Source organism: Enterobacter sp. SLBN-59 (genome assembly GCF_024807915.1).
GTDB classification, from domain to species: Bacteria; Pseudomonadota; Gammaproteobacteria; order Enterobacterales; family Enterobacteriaceae; genus Enterobacter; species Enterobacter asburiae_B.
This window is the reverse complement of record NZ_JANUFI010000001.1, coordinates 895122-910656: the sequence shown is the minus strand read 5'-3', so window position 1 is coordinate 910656 and position 15535 is coordinate 895122. Positions and strand designations below refer to the sequence as shown.

At 55.9% G+C, this 15535-nt stretch carries 18 protein-coding genes; 6 read left to right on the top strand and 12 right to left on the bottom strand.

The window, feature by feature from the left end; translation table 11 throughout:
- Nucleotides 1-44: 44 nt before the first annotated feature.
- Nucleotides 45-527: a glutathione peroxidase gene (locus M2422_RS04245; RefSeq protein WP_064672433.1), complete on the top strand. Its 483-nt coding sequence runs from the start codon at nt 45-47 to the stop codon at nt 525-527.
- A gap of 165 nt (nt 528-692) precedes the next feature.
- Here the strand turns inward: M2422_RS04245 and M2422_RS04240 are convergent, their stop codons facing one another.
- The 3 genes from M2422_RS04240 to M2422_RS04230 all read right to left on the bottom strand — a co-directional run bounded on the left by M2422_RS04240 (nt 693) and on the right by M2422_RS04230 (nt 3122).
- A complete protein-coding gene (locus tag M2422_RS04240) occupies nt 693-1199 on the bottom strand; it encodes an ATP-binding protein (protein ID WP_047061757.1) in 507 nt (168 codons plus the stop codon).
- Nucleotides 1200-1441: 242 nt separating this feature from the next.
- Entirely contained in the window at nt 1442-1879 is a 438-nt protein-coding gene (locus M2422_RS04235; RefSeq protein ID WP_058840670.1) for a VOC family protein, read from the bottom strand.
- 82 nt (nt 1880-1961) lie between these two features.
- Nucleotides 1962-3122, bottom strand: coding sequence for an MFS transporter (locus M2422_RS04230; RefSeq protein WP_064672434.1), 1161 nt, complete (start codon nt 3120-3122; stop codon nt 1962-1964).
- 129 nt (nt 3123-3251) lie between these two features.
- On the opposite strand from M2422_RS04230, the gene M2422_RS04225 reads away from it, so the two are divergent.
- Nucleotides 3252-3788 carry a MarR family winged helix-turn-helix transcriptional regulator gene (locus M2422_RS04225; RefSeq protein WP_064672435.1) on the top strand — a complete coding sequence of 179 codons (537 nt, stop codon included), beginning with the start codon at nt 3252-3254 and terminating at the stop codon, nt 3786-3788.
- A 24-nt stretch (nt 3789-3812) separates the two neighbouring features.
- Nucleotides 3813-4736, top strand: a complete 924-nt coding sequence (locus tag M2422_RS04220) for a LysR substrate-binding domain-containing protein (RefSeq protein WP_064672436.1) — start codon at nt 3813-3815, stop codon at nt 4734-4736.
- Between the two features lie 47 nt (nt 4737-4783).
- Here the strand turns inward: M2422_RS04220 and M2422_RS04215 are convergent, their stop codons facing one another.
- Nucleotides 4784-5254 carry a hypothetical protein gene (locus M2422_RS04215; RefSeq protein WP_064672437.1) on the bottom strand — a complete coding sequence of 157 codons (471 nt, stop codon included), beginning with the start codon at nt 5252-5254 and terminating at the stop codon, nt 4784-4786.
- Between the two features lie 265 nt (nt 5255-5519).
- Here M2422_RS04215 and M2422_RS04210 point away from each other — a divergent pair, with 265 nt between their 5' ends.
- Together M2422_RS04210 and M2422_RS04205 are read left to right on the top strand one after the other, a co-directional pair.
- Nucleotides 5520-5996, top strand: coding sequence for a WbuC family cupin fold metalloprotein (locus M2422_RS04210; RefSeq protein WP_064672438.1), 477 nt, complete (start codon nt 5520-5522; stop codon nt 5994-5996).
- Nucleotides 5997-6039: 43 nt separating this feature from the next.
- Complete coding sequence (locus M2422_RS04205) at nt 6040-6342, top strand: hypothetical protein (RefSeq protein ID WP_033145442.1); 303 nt, start codon at nt 6040-6042, stop codon at nt 6340-6342.
- A gap of 129 nt (nt 6343-6471) precedes the next feature.
- Here M2422_RS04205 and M2422_RS04200 read toward each other — a convergent pair whose 3' ends face one another.
- The 6 genes from M2422_RS04200 to M2422_RS04175 form a co-directional block, all read right to left on the bottom strand.
- Nucleotides 6472-7071, bottom strand: a complete 600-nt coding sequence (locus M2422_RS04200) for an NAD(P)H-dependent oxidoreductase (RefSeq protein ID WP_064672439.1) — start codon at nt 7069-7071, stop codon at nt 6472-6474.
- A 73-nt stretch (nt 7072-7144) separates the two neighbouring features.
- The gene (locus M2422_RS04195; RefSeq protein ID WP_064672440.1) at nt 7145-7738 is read right to left on the bottom strand and encodes a TetR/AcrR family transcriptional regulator; all 594 of its coding nucleotides are present in this window, start codon (nt 7736-7738) and stop codon (nt 7145-7147) included.
- Between the two features lie 34 nt (nt 7739-7772).
- Nucleotides 7773-10862, bottom strand: a complete 3090-nt coding sequence (locus tag M2422_RS04190; protein WP_064672441.1) for an efflux RND transporter permease subunit — start codon at nt 10860-10862, stop codon at nt 7773-7775.
- Nucleotides 10859-11968 carry an efflux RND transporter periplasmic adaptor subunit gene (locus M2422_RS04185; protein ID WP_064672442.1) on the bottom strand — a complete coding sequence of 370 codons (1110 nt, stop codon included), beginning with the start codon at nt 11966-11968 and terminating at the stop codon, nt 10859-10861. Before M2422_RS04185 ends, M2422_RS04190 begins: the two co-directional genes overlap by 4 nt.
- A gap of 74 nt (nt 11969-12042) precedes the next feature.
- Entirely contained in the window at nt 12043-12657 is a 615-nt protein-coding gene (locus M2422_RS04180; RefSeq protein WP_064672443.1) for a TetR/AcrR family transcriptional regulator, read from the bottom strand.
- Between the two features lie 208 nt (nt 12658-12865).
- Nucleotides 12866-13660 carry an SDR family oxidoreductase gene (locus M2422_RS04175; RefSeq protein WP_064672444.1) on the bottom strand — a complete coding sequence of 265 codons (795 nt, stop codon included), beginning with the start codon at nt 13658-13660 and terminating at the stop codon, nt 12866-12868.
- 96 nt (nt 13661-13756) lie between these two features.
- On the opposite strand from M2422_RS04175, the gene M2422_RS04170 reads away from it, so the two are divergent.
- Nucleotides 13757-14125, top strand: coding sequence for a MerR family transcriptional regulator (locus tag M2422_RS04170; RefSeq protein ID WP_048981118.1), 369 nt, complete (start codon nt 13757-13759; stop codon nt 14123-14125).
- A 44-nt stretch (nt 14126-14169) separates the two neighbouring features.
- On the opposite strand, the gene M2422_RS04165 is transcribed toward M2422_RS04170, so the two are convergent.
- Both M2422_RS04165 and M2422_RS04160 read right to left on the bottom strand, forming a co-directional pair.
- Nucleotides 14170-14484: a PTS sugar transporter subunit IIB gene (locus M2422_RS04165; protein ID WP_033145449.1), complete on the bottom strand. Its 315-nt coding sequence runs from the start codon at nt 14482-14484 to the stop codon at nt 14170-14172.
- A gap of 113 nt (nt 14485-14597) precedes the next feature.
- Entirely contained in the window at nt 14598-15509 is a 912-nt protein-coding gene (locus M2422_RS04160) for a LysR family transcriptional regulator (RefSeq protein WP_064672445.1), read from the bottom strand.
- Between the last annotated feature and the right edge of the window lie 26 nt (nt 15510-15535).

Genomic DNA, 15535 nt, shown 5'->3' with positions numbered 1-15535 from the left:
TGATGGTCACCGTGACTTTTCGGCCAGCCTTGAGGGATTTCAGTATGACTCGCTTTTATCAACTTACCGCCACCCGCCTGGATGGCCGCCTTATCTCAATGGCCGACTATGCGGGAAAGGTGGTTTTGGTCGTCAATACCGCCAGCCAGTGTGGCTTTACGCCGCAATATGCGGGCCTTGAAGCGCTATACAAGAAATACGCCGATCAAGGACTAGTGGTGCTGGGCTTCCCCTGCAACCAGTTCGGTAAACAGGAACCCGGCGGCGCCGACGAAATCTCGAAAACCTGTTACATCAACTACGGCGTGAGTTTCCCGATGTTTGAGAAGCTGGAGGTTAACGGTAACGCAGCGCACCCGCTGTATCGTTATCTGAAAAACGAATTGCCCGGCGTGCTGGGAGGGCGGATCAAGTGGAACTTTACTAAGTTTCTGATCGGCCGCGACGGTAAACCACTCAAGCGTTTTGCACCGATGACCACGCCAGAGAAAATGGAGAGGGCGATTGTGGAGGCTTTGGGGAGGTGAGAGTTTTGGTGAATGGAATTAACCATGAGTCGGGCACTTCCGGAATACCCGATGTCCGCTTTGTGCCAGGAGCGGACTTTTAGTTCGCTGTAGTTCCGTTTATAACCGTATGAGATGGAAAATAATGAAGCCGCCAACTGGCGGCTTTTGTGCAGGAAGGTAAATTTAGCTGTATTCGGTAATATCAAACCCTTCATCAGCCGTTGGCTCTTCGAAATAGCGCGTTATGATGTCAAATTGTTGGTCTGAGGCAGAAAATTCATGCACGCCTTCTGCATTACGGGCGCGCAAGCGGGATTTACATACTTCATCAGAAACTTTCAGATAGTGCAGCTGATTACTGGCACCTGACTCCTTAATAATGCTCATCATCCATTCACGATTTGTTTGTGTGTTTGCCGGGAAATCAAGAACTACTGATAAACCAGCTTTGAGTAGTGAAACCAGATGAGGCTTCATGGCATTTCTTAGTCTTAATGAATACTGCACATAATCAGATATGGATTGCATTTCATTGGTAAAGAGGGCAGCCAGCCAGCGATCCTCGCTGACAATTACAGTCCCAGGTGATGATCCTAATTTTGCTGACAATGTGGATTTTCCTGATGCAATTTTTCCACATAACAAGTGCAAGACAGGTTTTTCAGGCGTCGTTACTGCATTTGTGTCCATTCTTACCTCACTGGATTGTTACCGGTAAGGCCCACCTTACCGGCGGGAAAATGGCAAACGTTATCCCACCTGAGTCAGACAGGTGATAATAATCATTGAATAGGTTAGGACTGAGTGTGTTTTCATCGTCATTCAACTTAACAGAAAAAGACTCACACCGTTGGTGTAAATAGCATAAGGGTACGCCCACTGTTCGCTCAAAGCAGGCGTTTCCCCCTACTATGCTGCTTTCCAAAAACCATTTATCCCCGCAGCCACGGCGTAATCGTCAGCCCGGTAAGCAAGCCTTCCGGGCTGAGCAGGCGAGTGACGGTTTGCCCCCACGGTTCCAAACGGTTAGCCACCAGCATCCGATAGCCTTTTTCGCTCAGAACGCGTGTAGCCGAGTCCAAATCCTGTACCTCGTACTCAACCCATCCCTGCGGTATCGGGTGCTCAACTGGCCACTTTTCCTCTCCAAAACAGGATGCAGCCGCCTGTGCGAGCGGCCAGACGGCGAAATGCTTCACGCCTTCCAGCTGGCCCTCTTCAGTGAGCAGATAATCGGTGTTTCCCTCCATCGGCTTCAGCGGAAGGCCGAGTGTCTGAACATAAAACGCGCTGCTGGACTCAGTATCCCGCGAAATGGGCCCGAACCCGGCGACGAACAAGACATCAATTTCCGGTAACGTCTGCGGCATATCCACTCCTGAATGAGGTGAAATTCACCCTGAATTTATCTTACGATCGGCGGAAATACGACTCTCAAATCTGGTATCGCGTTCACCGTGCCTGCACGTCCACGACGGGTTTAAAATTCAGCGCGATAACAATCAGCAGCACGACTCCCGCACTCATGATCAGCCATGCGCTGGTCAGCGAGACCGAACTGTCGCGAACGATCCCCGCAATTAACGGCATAAGCGCGGCGATCGTGTATCCGCCTCCCTGAACTTTAGACAGCAACTTCCCGGCCTGCGCGGGCGTTCGCGCATGATCGAACGTGACGATGAGCGACAGCGGGAAGAGGGCGCCGATCCCGGTGCCAAGCAGCAACGTGGATAATACAGGCGTCGTACCCGGCGCAAAGACCAGACACAGTAATCCTGCCAGCAGCAACAGCAATACGGCGATCAGCGGCACGCGACGATCGGGGAATTTACCGATCAGCGCGGAGACGGCAAACCCGGCGACAACCTCGGTTAACGTCAGCCAGGCCAGCATGTAGCCGCTGCTGCGTGCGGACCATCCCGCCTGAATATAGAGCGGGGGCAGCCAGGCCAATACCAGCGTGTAGGCGCCCGTTCCCACGCCGAAAAAGAGCAGCAGTAGCCCTGTACGGGAGGACGAGAGCGTAACGGTTTCGCGTGCTGTTTTTTCCTCCTGAGGATGCTTAACCAGGGTTAACCACAGTATCAGCGCCAGCAGCGCTAACAGCCCGGCCATTGCCAGCGCGGGCTTCAGCGTCAGCCATGAAAATAACGGCTCGGCGCTGGCGGCGGCGACTGCCGCTCCTGCCATAATGCCCGTGCTGAAGAGCGACATCACCGTGCTGGCCGTTTGCGTATATTCCTTTTTTATCAGGGCAGGCATTAACGCCTGGATCGTGCCTATGCTGGCCCCGCCCAGTAACGCGGTGCCCATAAGACTCTCCGGTGAGGCGCTAAAACCGCGCAGCAAGGAGGCCGCAAGCAGGATAAAGAGCCCAAACATAATTCCCCGCACGGCGCCGACTCGGGCTAAAAGCCAGGGGCCACACAGGGCGGCAAGCCCCATCATCGCGACCGGCAGGGTGGTTAGCAGGCTGAATTGCGTAGCGGTCAGCCCCGCTTCGCGCTGCAGCACGGAAAACAGCGGTCCGACAGAAGCCAGAATGGGGCGCAGGTTCAGCCCGACGATAAAAGCGATAACGGCGAAGAGTAAAGGCGACGTGCGTTTCAACATGGAGTCCTTTTCGGTTGTGAATGGCCCGGGCAAATCGCACGAGCATTTATCTTAACGTTAAGATAAAATGCATTTTTGCGTAAGATGTACCGCACAACAGGATAAATTCGCACGCCATCAGGGGTGAAAATGCAAGACCACGTAGACTTCGTTGTCGGCCAGTGGAGCCGCGCCATGCCGGAGCTGGACGCCTCGTCGATGAAAATTTTTGGCCGAATGCTCCGGCTGATGAAGCATCTGGGAAAAGAATGGGCGCAGGCGATGGCGCAGTTTGGTTTTCACGAGGGCGAGTTTGACGTGCTCGCCACGCTGCGTCGCGCCGGTGAGCCGTACTGCCTTTCCCCCACGCAGCTCTATAAATCGCTGTTGGTAACCTCAGGGGCGATGACGAACCGGCTCAGCCATCTCGAACAGCTTGGGCTTATCAGGCGAATTGCCGATCCGGATGACAAGCGCAGCACCCTCGTAAGCCTGACGCCGCACGGGCAGGAGCGCATCGAACAGGCGCTGATCGTCCATACACAAACGCAAAATGCGCTGCTGAGCAACTTGTCTGACGCGCAGCGCGCGCAGCTTGAGTCCCTGCTCAGGGAGCTGCTGATGACGTTCCCGTCTGAGGACCTGAGCGACAAGTCACCGAGTGCCGATAATACAAAAACTGCATAGCTAAACCTCACAGAAAGGGAATGTATGTCTTTACCACCACTGTATGCGCTGCGCGCTTTTGAAGTTGCCGCGCGGCTGAACTCCTTCAGCAAAGCGGCTGAAGCACTGAATATCACGCCGGGCGCGGTCAGCAGGCATGTCCGGACGCTCGAGCAGTGGTTCGACTGTGAGCTCTTTAAACGCCAGGGGCCGAGAGTGGAGGTCAGTGATGCCGGACGTATTCTGGCCGGACAGCTCAGCGAAAGTTTCTCGAATATTGAGTGGGCCTGTCGCGCATTCAGAAGCGAAAACCACCTTCTGCGCCTCAAAGCCCCCAGCACCCTGACGATGCGGTGGCTGCTGAATGTGCTTAAATCCTTTCGCGAGAACCACGCTAAGCCAAAAATTGAAATTGCCAGCGTCTGGATGGACTTCGACACCGTTGACTTCAGCCGTGAGCCCTACGATTGTGCGATCCTGCTCGGTAATGGCTATTTCGGCGAGTCAACGGAAAGCCGGCTGCTCTTCAGTGAATGGCTCATTCCGGTTTGTACCCCGTCTTTGCTTGATTCAGCCCGGCATCAGCTTGCGCAGTGCGAGCTTATCCATCCCTCTCCGGACAGACGGGACTGGAAGCGATGGCTGAAAAGAACCGGGTCATTCCCCGGGCTCGACGTGAGTCGTGGAATCGTGTTCGACACCCTGGAGCAGGGAAGCCTGGCCGCCATGCACGGTCACGGTGTGGCGATGGCCGACCTCCGCCTCACGCTCGACGCGCTGAAAAGCGGCCTGCTCGCGCTGCCCTTCAGGGAAGCTATCGCAACCGGCGATGGCTACTACCTCGTCTGGCCGAAAAATTCGCTCAGAAGACAGAGTATTGAACGGTTGCTGGCGTGGCTTAACCTTAATGCGCCGGTGCTGCCTTCGTTGGATATCGTCTGTCTTGATTACAATGAAAATCGGGTTTAATAAATAGCGGAATATTTAGTGAAGGATATTCCGCATATAGAACATATTTACGCGTAGGGAATATTCGCCATCTGTTTATATCGCTCCGGCAGGGCGCTGTTCAGGTTGAGTAATTTATCCAGAATATAAAGCGCAGGCGTTCCCTTTGCTCGCTCGGCGTCGACCAGCGCAGTGCGTAACAGATTGGCAGCCGAGGTCATGTCACGGAAATACTCCTGCGATTCACGCGTCTGAGCTTCGCCTGACGCGGCGTAACGCACCTTTGGCCAGTCCGCAAAGTCCAGCAGCGGAAGGATCCCATCCTCTTTTGGTAAATGCGCTGAGAGCAACTCTTCGGCGTTACCCGGATTGCTTTGGGCGAAAGCCAAAAGATGCAGTCGATGTATGAAAGGCGATAGCGCTTCTGAGCTTTCCTTTTCTGCTGAAAGTAACGTTATCAGCTCATGCACATTTTTTTGGGCGCTAAATTTATGAGGCGAGATAATATTCAATACAGGGAATAAAACATCGAGTGTCATAGGTGCTCCATACAGGCTTAGTATTATTTATTTTTCTATCCCAGGGGTGAATGGATGGTATTTCAGGTGCGTCACTTTTGAAAAACGATAAATAGTGGCAATTAATGTGAGTTTTACTCAACGTTGCGCTTTGGGGGCGATCGCGCGCATCCTCACGCTGCAGCGATTTGTTTCACAAATGCCATCGCTCATCGACCGTCCAGAATGGTATAACGTCGTGCGGCTAAAGGGTTGCCGTCCGCTGACTCCATTCACAAAGGTGTATATGAAACAAATTACGTTCAGTGACCTGCAGCAACAAAGCGAGCAGGCTGCCAATTCTCCTCGCTTACGCGCGCACCGCAATTTACATCCCGAGCTGAGCGACCCGGTGCAGCGCCTGGCTATCGCGATGGAGCCTGGGACCTATGTTCGCCCTCATCGCCACCCGCACACGTTTGAACTGCTGACGGCTCTGAGCGGTCGCTTTCTGGTGTTGAATTTTGATGACGGCGGTAACGTGACCCAGCGCGTGGTGTTAGGTGAAGACTGCAAAGTGCTGGAGATGGATGCCGGTACCTGGCATGCCGTGCTGTCGCTGGATAAAGGCGGCGTCATTTTCGAGGTAAAACACGGCGGCTATCAGCCTGTTCCGGAGCACGATACCGCCCAATGGTCACCGGCTGAGAACGCGCCCGGTTGCGTGGAGCTGATGAAATGGTACGCCCAGGCGCAGGTGGGTGACGGGGGTTTTACCCTGTAAACCGGTGAATTTTGATAAAAATAATCACAAAAAGGATGTGCGTATGTTGAAAAGATTAGTCGCGGGGCAGATGAGCTTACCAATGACTTTCTGGGGATGGGGATTCTGCGGAGGTTTTCTGCTGGGTCTCATTGGGCTTGCTGGAGTGCATACCGGTCACCCGGCAATGGTTCCGCTTTCCTATATCCTTAAAGCCATTCTGTTCAGTGCTGTACTTTCCGGCATTACTTTCATTCTGCGTCGAAAAATCACAGTCTTGGGTGGGGTCGCTTTTTTTATTATTCTGATTCAGGTGATTATGAGCGTAGTGATGGCGATTGGCCTTTTCTCGTTATTTTTTGAATAATCGCTGGAAAGAGAGTTCCGGTTAGCCAGCAGGATTAAAAGATCGCCCCTGACGGTGGTAGGTGATAACGAGACACGCGCTTCCTTCTGGCGAAGGAGGCGCGCCTTTGCTGTGACTGGATAGCCGGGATTATTTAAGACTCTCTAGCCCCTGCAGGAAATCCTCAACCTGCTCAGGCGTCGCCGCGTCTGCCTGGTAAAGGATATCGAGCTTAACGTTCTTCAACCCGCAGAAGCCAAACACGCCTTCGATTATCTGGGTCTGAATCGCCGTCGAATAGCCGTGTTTGTCGAATCCGGTGAGATCGCTGCCGCCGGTGGCAATCAGGCGGACGGGAACGTCGCGTAAGCTGCCCACAATCCGGCCGTCGTCGGCCACCTTATACGCCCAGTTCAGGGTTAATACGCGATCGAACCAGCCTTTCAACAGCGCGGGGACCGACCACCAGTACACGGGGAAGACAAACACCAGCATATCCGCTCGCTCGACGCGCTGCTGCTCGCGCAGAATATCGTCGGGAAGGGCGCTCGGATCGCCGTGATACAAATCGAGATCGGCGCGGGTCATCGCCGGATTAAACCCTTCAGCATGCAGATCGGCAATCTCAACCTGCGTACCTTGCTCGCGTAATTTTCCGGCAATACGGGCTGCCAGCGAATGGGATAACGAATTGTCGACAGGATGAGCCGTCACGATCAGTGCGTTATTAATGGCATTTGTAGCAGACATAGCGACCTCGAATGGGTGAGAACTGACGCCTATATTACTATTGGTAACTTAGGTGTCAATCCGCCCCCAGCGATCATTTTGTGCTATTCACGTAGGTCTCCAGCACGCCGGTCATGGCGCCGCTGAGCGTATTTTCCGCCACGTTCCGGGCGAGCACGCCGTTGCCCGCGGCGGTGCTGAGCGCGTCCGCCGCGCCAATGATGGCCGTCAGTACCGCTTCTCCCTGAACGCCTTTCAGCGCGACGAACGGGGAAAGCGCGGTACGCAGGCAGTCGGCGCAGTCGGCCACGCATGCCTCACGAAACGTCTGCAGCGCGTGGGATCCGGACAGCGCCGCGGCGATTGGCCCGGTTTCAGGTCCGGCACTAATGGCGCAGTCTATATAGGCGGCGCTGAAAAAGCGGATCGTCTTCTCCAGCGTTTTGCTGTCGACCGCCAGCGTCTCGCGGAACTTCGCCAGCTGCCGGTCGCTATAATCCTGGTACAGCGCCATCAGCAGCCCTTCACGATCGCCAAAGTGATCGTAGGGGATAGGCTTGGTCACGTTGGCTCGTTCGGCCAGGTAGCCAAGGGTCAGCGCCTCCGTGCCTTGCTGACGAACGATTCCGCGCGCAACCTCCAGCAGCTGCACGCGGCGGTCCTCTTTTCTTAAGCGCTTAACAACCATGCTTTCCTCAGAAGTGTTATCTACTCATGGTAGTTTACACGTTTTCTGCAGGGTGCTGCACGCGTTGTTCCGCAGGGCGGATCCGGAACCAGATCGCATACATCGCGGGCAGGAAGACGAGCGTGACGATCGTCCCGCCCAGTGTTCCGCCTATCAGCGTGTAAGCCAGCGTGCCCCAGAACACCGAATGCGTCAGGGGAATAAACGCCAGCACGGCGGCCATGGCGGTTAGCAAGACCGGGCGCGCGCGCTGGACCGTCGCTTCAACCACCGCCTGGAACGGCTCGATGCCCTCCTTCTGGTTATGATCGATTTGACCGATCAGGATCAGCGTATTGCGCATCAGAATGCCGGAAAGGGCGATTAAGCCGACCAGCGCGTTGATGCCAAACGGCTGATTGAAAATCAACAGCACGGGCACTACGCCAATCAGCCCCAGCGGCGCGGTTAAGAACACCATCACCATCGCCGAGATTGAGCGCACCTGCAAAATGATGATCAGCAGCGTCAGGGCAATCATGATCGGAAACAGCGGGATCATGGCCTGCGTGGCTTTGCCCGATTCCTCAATCGAACCCGCCATGTCGATACGGTATCCGGCCGGCAGCGCGTCAACAATCGGCTGGAGCTGCTTCATGACGGCGACCGACACATCCGGTGGCTGAAGATGGTTAGCGATATCGCCCCGCACGGTAATCGTCGGGGTGCGATCGCGGCGGCGAAGGATCGGATCTTCCATACCGATCTCAATCTTGCCGATTTGAGACAGCGGAACGCGCTGTCCCGCATTGCCGACAAGGGTGAAACCCTCGATTTTTGCCGGATCGAGACGGATGTCTCCCGCCGCGCGGCCAATAACCTCTACCGAGCGAATATCTTCCCGCACGGAGGTGACGGGCACGCCAGACAGCAGGAACTGAAGCTGCTCGGCAACGGCACTGGAGGTTAAGCCGGTCGCCTGCAGGCGGTTTTGATCGAGAATGAAATGCAGGACGGGAACGCGCGACCCCCAGTCGGTGTTGACGGTTCTCATCATCGGGCTCGCCTGGAGCACGGCTTTCACCCTGTCAGCGATGTCATGCACCTGTTCGACATCCGGCCCCGACACGCGCCAGGCAACCGGGAAGGGCGAGTACGGGCCAAACACCAGCTGCGTTACCCGGACGCGCGCTTCGGGGGCAAGGCCGTTGGCGACAGCCTCTCTCAGCCGGAGCTTGAGCGCCTCGCGTGACGTCTCGCTGTCCGTCAGGATCACAATTTTCGCAAAAGACGGGTCGGGCAGTTCTGGCGCCATCGCCAGATAAAAACGGGGTGAACCCTGACCAATATAGGCCGTGACAATTTTGGCTTCGGGCTGCTGGCCCAGCCACGCTTCGATTTTTGCGGTTGCGGCGCTGGTTTGCTCAATCGAGGTACCGTAGGGCATCTGCACCTCAACCAGCACTTCCGGGCGGTCGGAGGTTGGGAAAAATTGTTTTTTAACCAGCCCCATGCCGAGCACGGCTAGGATGAAAATGGCGACCACCAACCCGGCCACCCGCCATTTTCTGGCGATAACGCGGGCCAGCAGCCGGCGAAAACGGTTATAGCGAGGCGTGTTATAGATGGCGGCATGACCCCCTTCGACTTTCGGGATCGCCGGCAGGATCTTCACCCCAAGATAGGGCGTGAACACCACCGCGACAAACCACGATGCAATCAGGGCGAGGCCGACAATCCAGAACATATTGCTGGTGTATTCCCCGGCGGTCGACTGGGCAAAGCCATTCGGCATAAAGCCAATGGCCGTCACCAGGGTACCGGCCAGCATGGGCGCGGCGGTATGGCTCCAGGCGAAGGCCGAGGCTTTGATTCTGTCGTAACCTTCCTCCATTTTTACCACCATCATTTCGATGGCGATAATGGCATCATCAACCAGCAGGCCGAGGGCGAGGATCAGGGAGCCCAGCGTCACGCGGTCAAAGTTTATCCCCGCGGCTTCCATCACCACGAAAACGACCGCCAGCGTCAGCGGTACCGCCGCCGCAACGACAACACCCACGCGCCAGCCCATGCTGACAAAACACACCACCATGACCACAAGCAGGGCGACGAAGAATTTGATCATGAACTCATCGACCGACGAGCGAATATTCACGGACTGGTCGGTAACTTTGGTCAGGGACATGCCCAGCGGCAGGCTATCATTTATTTTCGCCGTTTCCGCATCCAGCGCTTTCCCCAGTGCCAGACCGTTCCAGCCTTCACGCATCACGATGCCCAGCAGAAGGGCGGGCTCATGCTGATTGCGTATCAGCATCGCCGGGGGATCTTCGTAGCCTCGCTCAACCGTTGCCACATCGGACAGCTTGAGCGTTTTGCCCTGAGCCACAAAAGGCGTATCGCGGATTTTCTGCAGTTCATCGAACGCGCCGTCCAGGCGGATAAAAATCTGCGCGCCTCGGGTCTCAATAGAGCCCGCTGCAGCTAACGCGTTCTGGCTGTTGAGGGCGTTGAAAATATCCTGGGGTGAGAGCCCTATCGTCGCCAGACGGTCATGGGAGAAGGAGATGTAAATCCGCTCGGCCTGTTCGCCGATAATGTTCACTTTCTTCACGCCGGGAACGTGCAGGAGCTGCTGGCGCAGGCCTTCGGCATCGCGTACCAGCTGCCGCTGCGGTTCGCCTTTCGCTTTCAGGGCAAAGAGGGCAAAGGTGACATCCGAGAATTCGTCATTGATCATCGGGCCGATGACGCCCGCCGGAAGACGCTGAGATTCATCTCCAAGCTTCTTCCGCGCCTGATAGAACTCCTCCTGCACTTCGGCTGGCGGGGTCTTGTCCTGCAATGACAACGTGATAAACGCCATGCCGGGACGGGTATAGGTTTCGGTACGGTCGTACCATTTGAGTTCCTGCAGGCGCTTTTCCAGCGGCTCGGCGACCTGATCCTGAATTTCCTGCGCGGTCGCGCCCGGCCAGACGGTTATCACCGTCATTTGCTTTACCGTGAAGGGCGGATCTTCCGCGCGCCCGAGCCCAAAGAAGGCGTAAATTCCGGCAATCGTGACCAGAACGATCAGAAACAGCGTGACGGAACGTTCGCGGACGGCCAGCGCCGACAGGTTAAAGCGGCTTCCGCTCATGGTGTGTTCTCCGCCAGGGCGGCATTGCGCTGCTTAGCAAGCCTGACGACCTCACCTTCGTGCAGAAGATGGGCGCCTAACGCAACAATCTTCTCACCGGGCTTCACGCCGCCCGTGACCTGCGCCGCATCTTCACCCACGCTCAGCACCCTGACGGGCGTCCATGCGACCTTTGCCGGCTGGGCGGAAATGCGCCAGACGCCGGGACCTTTTCCTGCATCATAGAGTGAAGCCAGCGGGACCTGCATGACCTGACCTTCCGCTTTATTGTCCTGAACGTTCAGCGTGACGGTCGCCCCCAGCGGCGCGTTCGCCAGCAGGCCATCCAGCACGTAGCGGGCTTCATACGTGCGGGTCGCGGCATCGGCCGAATCAGACAGCAGGCGCAGCGTTGCGGTGACAGGATGTTTTTCATTGCCATACAGCGTGGCCTGCGCTTCGCTGCCGACGGCAGGGCGCAGCGTTTCCGGAAGCTGGACGAGCGCTTCACGCTGCCCGGCTCTGGCGAGCCTGATCGCCACCTGTCCGGCGCTGACGACCTGGCCCGGCTCGGCGAGCGTCTCCATGACCACGCCGTCTGAATCCGCCAGCAGCACGGCATACCCCGTGGCGTTTTGCGCCACGCTGGCCTGCGCCCGGGCGGCGCTGAGATCGGCCCTGGCCGTATCGGCCGCCGCTTTGATCTGGTCATATTCTGAGGCAGACACGGCGCCGGACGCCACAAGTCCACGATAGCGCGCCTCATCGCTGGAGGCTTTGCGCGCGCGCGCCTGAGCCGCATCCACCGCGCGCTGCTGCGCCTGAGCCTGTAACTTCAGGTCAACCGGATCCAGGCGCAGCAGGGGCTGGCCCTGTTTGACGGTCTGGCCCGTATCGACCAGCCGCTCAAGGATTTTTCCCTGAACCCTGAAACCTAAATCGCTTTGCGTTCTTGCGACCACCACGCCCGTGAAGGCGCGGGCGCTATTGTTCGCTAGCTCGACGGAGACGGATCTGACGAGCGGTGGCTTTGTGCGCGGATCGTCACTCGCGGAAATATCGCCGCACGCCACCAGGGCAAACGGCAGGAGACAAACGGCAACGCGGGCTGAAGTGAGCCTGATCATGGGAAACCTTTTTGACGTAACAGGACGGTATCCGCATTCTCTGACTAGTGACCAAAATTGTCAATGGTCACAAATTAGGGGGCCAGGCTTCTTAAAATCAGTGAAGAGAGAAGCACCGCCGCGGTGGGGGCCATTTCGAGGTTGTACTGAAGCTGAACGGGGTTAATGTAAGGGCACATCACCATGTAGACGGCACAGGTGACTTCATCCAGCGGCGTTTTTCTTTCAAACTCGCCGGCCTGCCTGCCTTCGATAATGATGCTCTCAATCAGCTTCATCAGGCTTTCGCTGTACTTTTGCGTGGAAGGCCACTGCTCCTGCGCGGCGACGGCGGCGATGTCGTATAGCTTACGGTCGTGGAAAAACAGCTCGCTTCCCGCCTCGGTGAGCGCTTTGAAAAGGCGGCGTAATTTTTCGCTTGCCGACGGCGCACCCTCGATGGCGGAAAGCACTGCCGCCATGATCAGCTCCAGGCGGTTAGCGCAGATCACCTCGCCGATAGCCTGTTTGGAATCGAAAAACTTATAAATGTAGGACTTTGAAAAACCAATGGATTTAGCCAGTTCGGCAACGGTGGTTTTTTCATAGCCGTAGTGGCCGAAGTGCTCAAAAGCCGCTTCGACGATTTGCTCTCTGACAGCGTGGTCAAGGGGACCACGTGATGATGGGGGATTCATATTTTTAGTCATTATTTAAGCTTAGCGTGACAGGCTACGATTAACAACGAGTGACCATTTTGAGATTTGGTTACCGTCATTCATCATGCGCCGTTCAGACGGGACGATCAACCAGGTGCGGTAAGTGTATCACTGTTTTTCGTGCACTATGGCATCTATCTGCCTGCGATAAGCGTGGATTTCAGCGCAACTCCCTTGCGCTGAACGGAGCCGTTTTTGCTCAGGCCGAGCGCGGACGCAATATTTTTTCAACGATAAGCACCAGACGCCTGCGCGTCACGAACCGGTGTAGCTGCCCCAGAAGCCAGTTACCGCATCCGGTAATCAGGTAGTTACGGTTACTCTCCACGGCCTTCAACGCCAGGGTGACCACCTTGTCAGCGGGCATTCGTTTACCGACCGAGGCTTCCTCAGCATTCACCACATCAAAAAAGGCCGTATCCGTTGCGCCGGGGCAAAGCGCCAGGACGCGGATGCCCTTTGAGCGATACTCTCCCCACAACGCGTTCGAAAACGAGAGCAGGAAGGCTTTGGTTGCGCCATAAATCGCCATATAGGGATCCGGCTGCATCGCGGCCGTTGAGGCAACGTTAATAATTACCCCGGAGCCCTGCTGCAGCATTCCCGGCAGCAAGGCGTGAGTCAGCTCCACGGGGACCATGCAGTTTACGTTTATCTCATCACGCTGCCTGTCGATGGACAGCTTTTCGAATGGCCCGTAGGTGGCGAAGCCGGCGCAATTGATCAGAATGTCGGGGACACGTCTTAAGGTTTCAAGCCGTTCCACAATGTGGGGAATGGCTTCCGGCTTCACTAAATCCTGCACGATAATCGTGATGGAGACGCCGTGCTTTCTGACTAACTCTACGGCAAGCGCCTGCAGCTTTGGCTCGCTGCGGGCGACCAGGATCAAGGCCACGCCGCGGGCGGCGAGCTGCCGGGCAAAATCACGGCCTATGCCCGACGACGCTCCGGTAATCAGCGCTGTTTTACCTGTATAATCAAAAGAATTCATATGTTTAATCCCGTTTCCCTAATGTATGCTGCACAGCATAAACCGTGCACTTAGGTACACGGTCAAGCGTGATTTTTACAAGGTGAGGGCGACGCGATGCGAATTGGTGAACTGTGTGCGAAAACGGGATTGTCGAAAGAGACGGTGCGTTACTATGAGCGACAGGGGCTGTTAGAGAATATCCCGCAGCCCAATCGCAGCAATAACTATAAAGTCTATTCCGCCGTCGATTTACAGCGTTTAAACATGATCAAGCATGCCAAAATGCTGGGTTTTACCTTAGCTGAAATTTCAGAGGTTTTGGCTGTCTGGGTTGACGACAAATTTACCGCTGAGCAAAAACAGGCTTCACTGCGCCGCAAGCTGCAGCAGCTTGAAGAGAAAGAAGCGGCGTTAATTGAACTCAGAGCCAGGTTGAAAAACGCCCTTAATAAGGTCGGCCAGCCTTGTGTCGACACGTTTTGAACGCCGGGTGAGAGGAGGCCGCAAAACCGATGCGGCCTTATCTGTCAGGCAGCCAGTTCAGGCATCTGCTCCTTCACGAAATTCAATACTTTCCTCGCGTCGAGAGAGGCATAGGGCAGGCTCTCAATAATGGCGATTGAACGCGTATTGCCCACCGTTTCTTTTATCTCATCGAGTTTGTACTGAATGTGCGGCGCGATGAGGAAACCATCGAAAGCGGGAGCGACGCTGGCGAAGTTATCCAGCCCAACAGCGCTAATCATCAGCGGATAGCCTTCGCGTTCTGCCAGAGACTGCATTTTTTTGGCGAGAGAGTTTGCGGTATTACCAAACAAACAACAGATCAGAAGCTTTTTCATATTTTGTACCTCCTGAAAACCGCACACAGAGTAGTCCTGAGGTTGTCACCGAAATGCGCGCCATCTCTTATTTTGGCGAGAAATTAACCGCAGATGCCTGACGCGATTTAATTTTACTGTTTTTTTAGCCAGTCGAGAAAAAACTGGCTAAACGCCGTGACCTGAAGCGGCTGCAGTTTGCGCTGGGGGTAAACAAGCTGCAGGCCGACATCTTTGCGATCGTATCGGCTAAAGCCGGTGAAGCTGTCGGCAAACAGTACCGTGAGCCTTCCGGTTTCAACATCGTCTTTGACGTCCCACCACGATTTCCCCGCAATGCCAGCCCCGCTGAGTGCCCACTGACGAAGCAAAGCCCCGTCGTCGCACACCATGGCTGGCTCTACGCGAACGACGCTTTCATCGCCATCTTTTTCAAAGCGCCATTCGTTCATCACCACGCCCTGAGACTCAAGCGCCAGGCACCGGTGCTGAGCTAAATCGGCAAACGTGGCGGGGATGCCGCGTTCGTTAAGATACTCCCCGGAGGCGACCAGCACCCGATGGTTCGGGCGGATATTTCTGACGACAAGGCTGCTGTCCGGCAGGTTGCCGAAACGCACGCTCATATCCAGCCGGTTAGCGACCAGATCCTCAACGTGTTCTCTTAGCGAGATGAAAAATTTAACGTCGGGATGGCGTCGGGAGAATTCCACGACGGCGGGGCTAAGATACTGCCTGCCAAAGTCCGAGGGCGCAGAAAGGCGAATGTTGCCGCTGAGCACGCCTTCCTTTTGCGTCATTAACGACTCGGCGTGATGCACTTCTTCCAGCACGCGCAGCGCGGCATGGTAAAACTCTTCCCCGGCGCGGGTCAGCGTGATGGATCGCGTTGAGCGGTGAAACAGGCGCGTCTGGTAACGCTCCTCAATCGCCTTCAGCCTGGCCGTCATGGTGGCGGGAGAAAGCGACAGGCGTCGCCCGGCGGCAGAAAGACCGCCGGCCTCGGCAACTTCCACCAGTAACGCCATGTCTTCGAGTTTACCCATTATTCATATATTCCGAAAAGTGCATC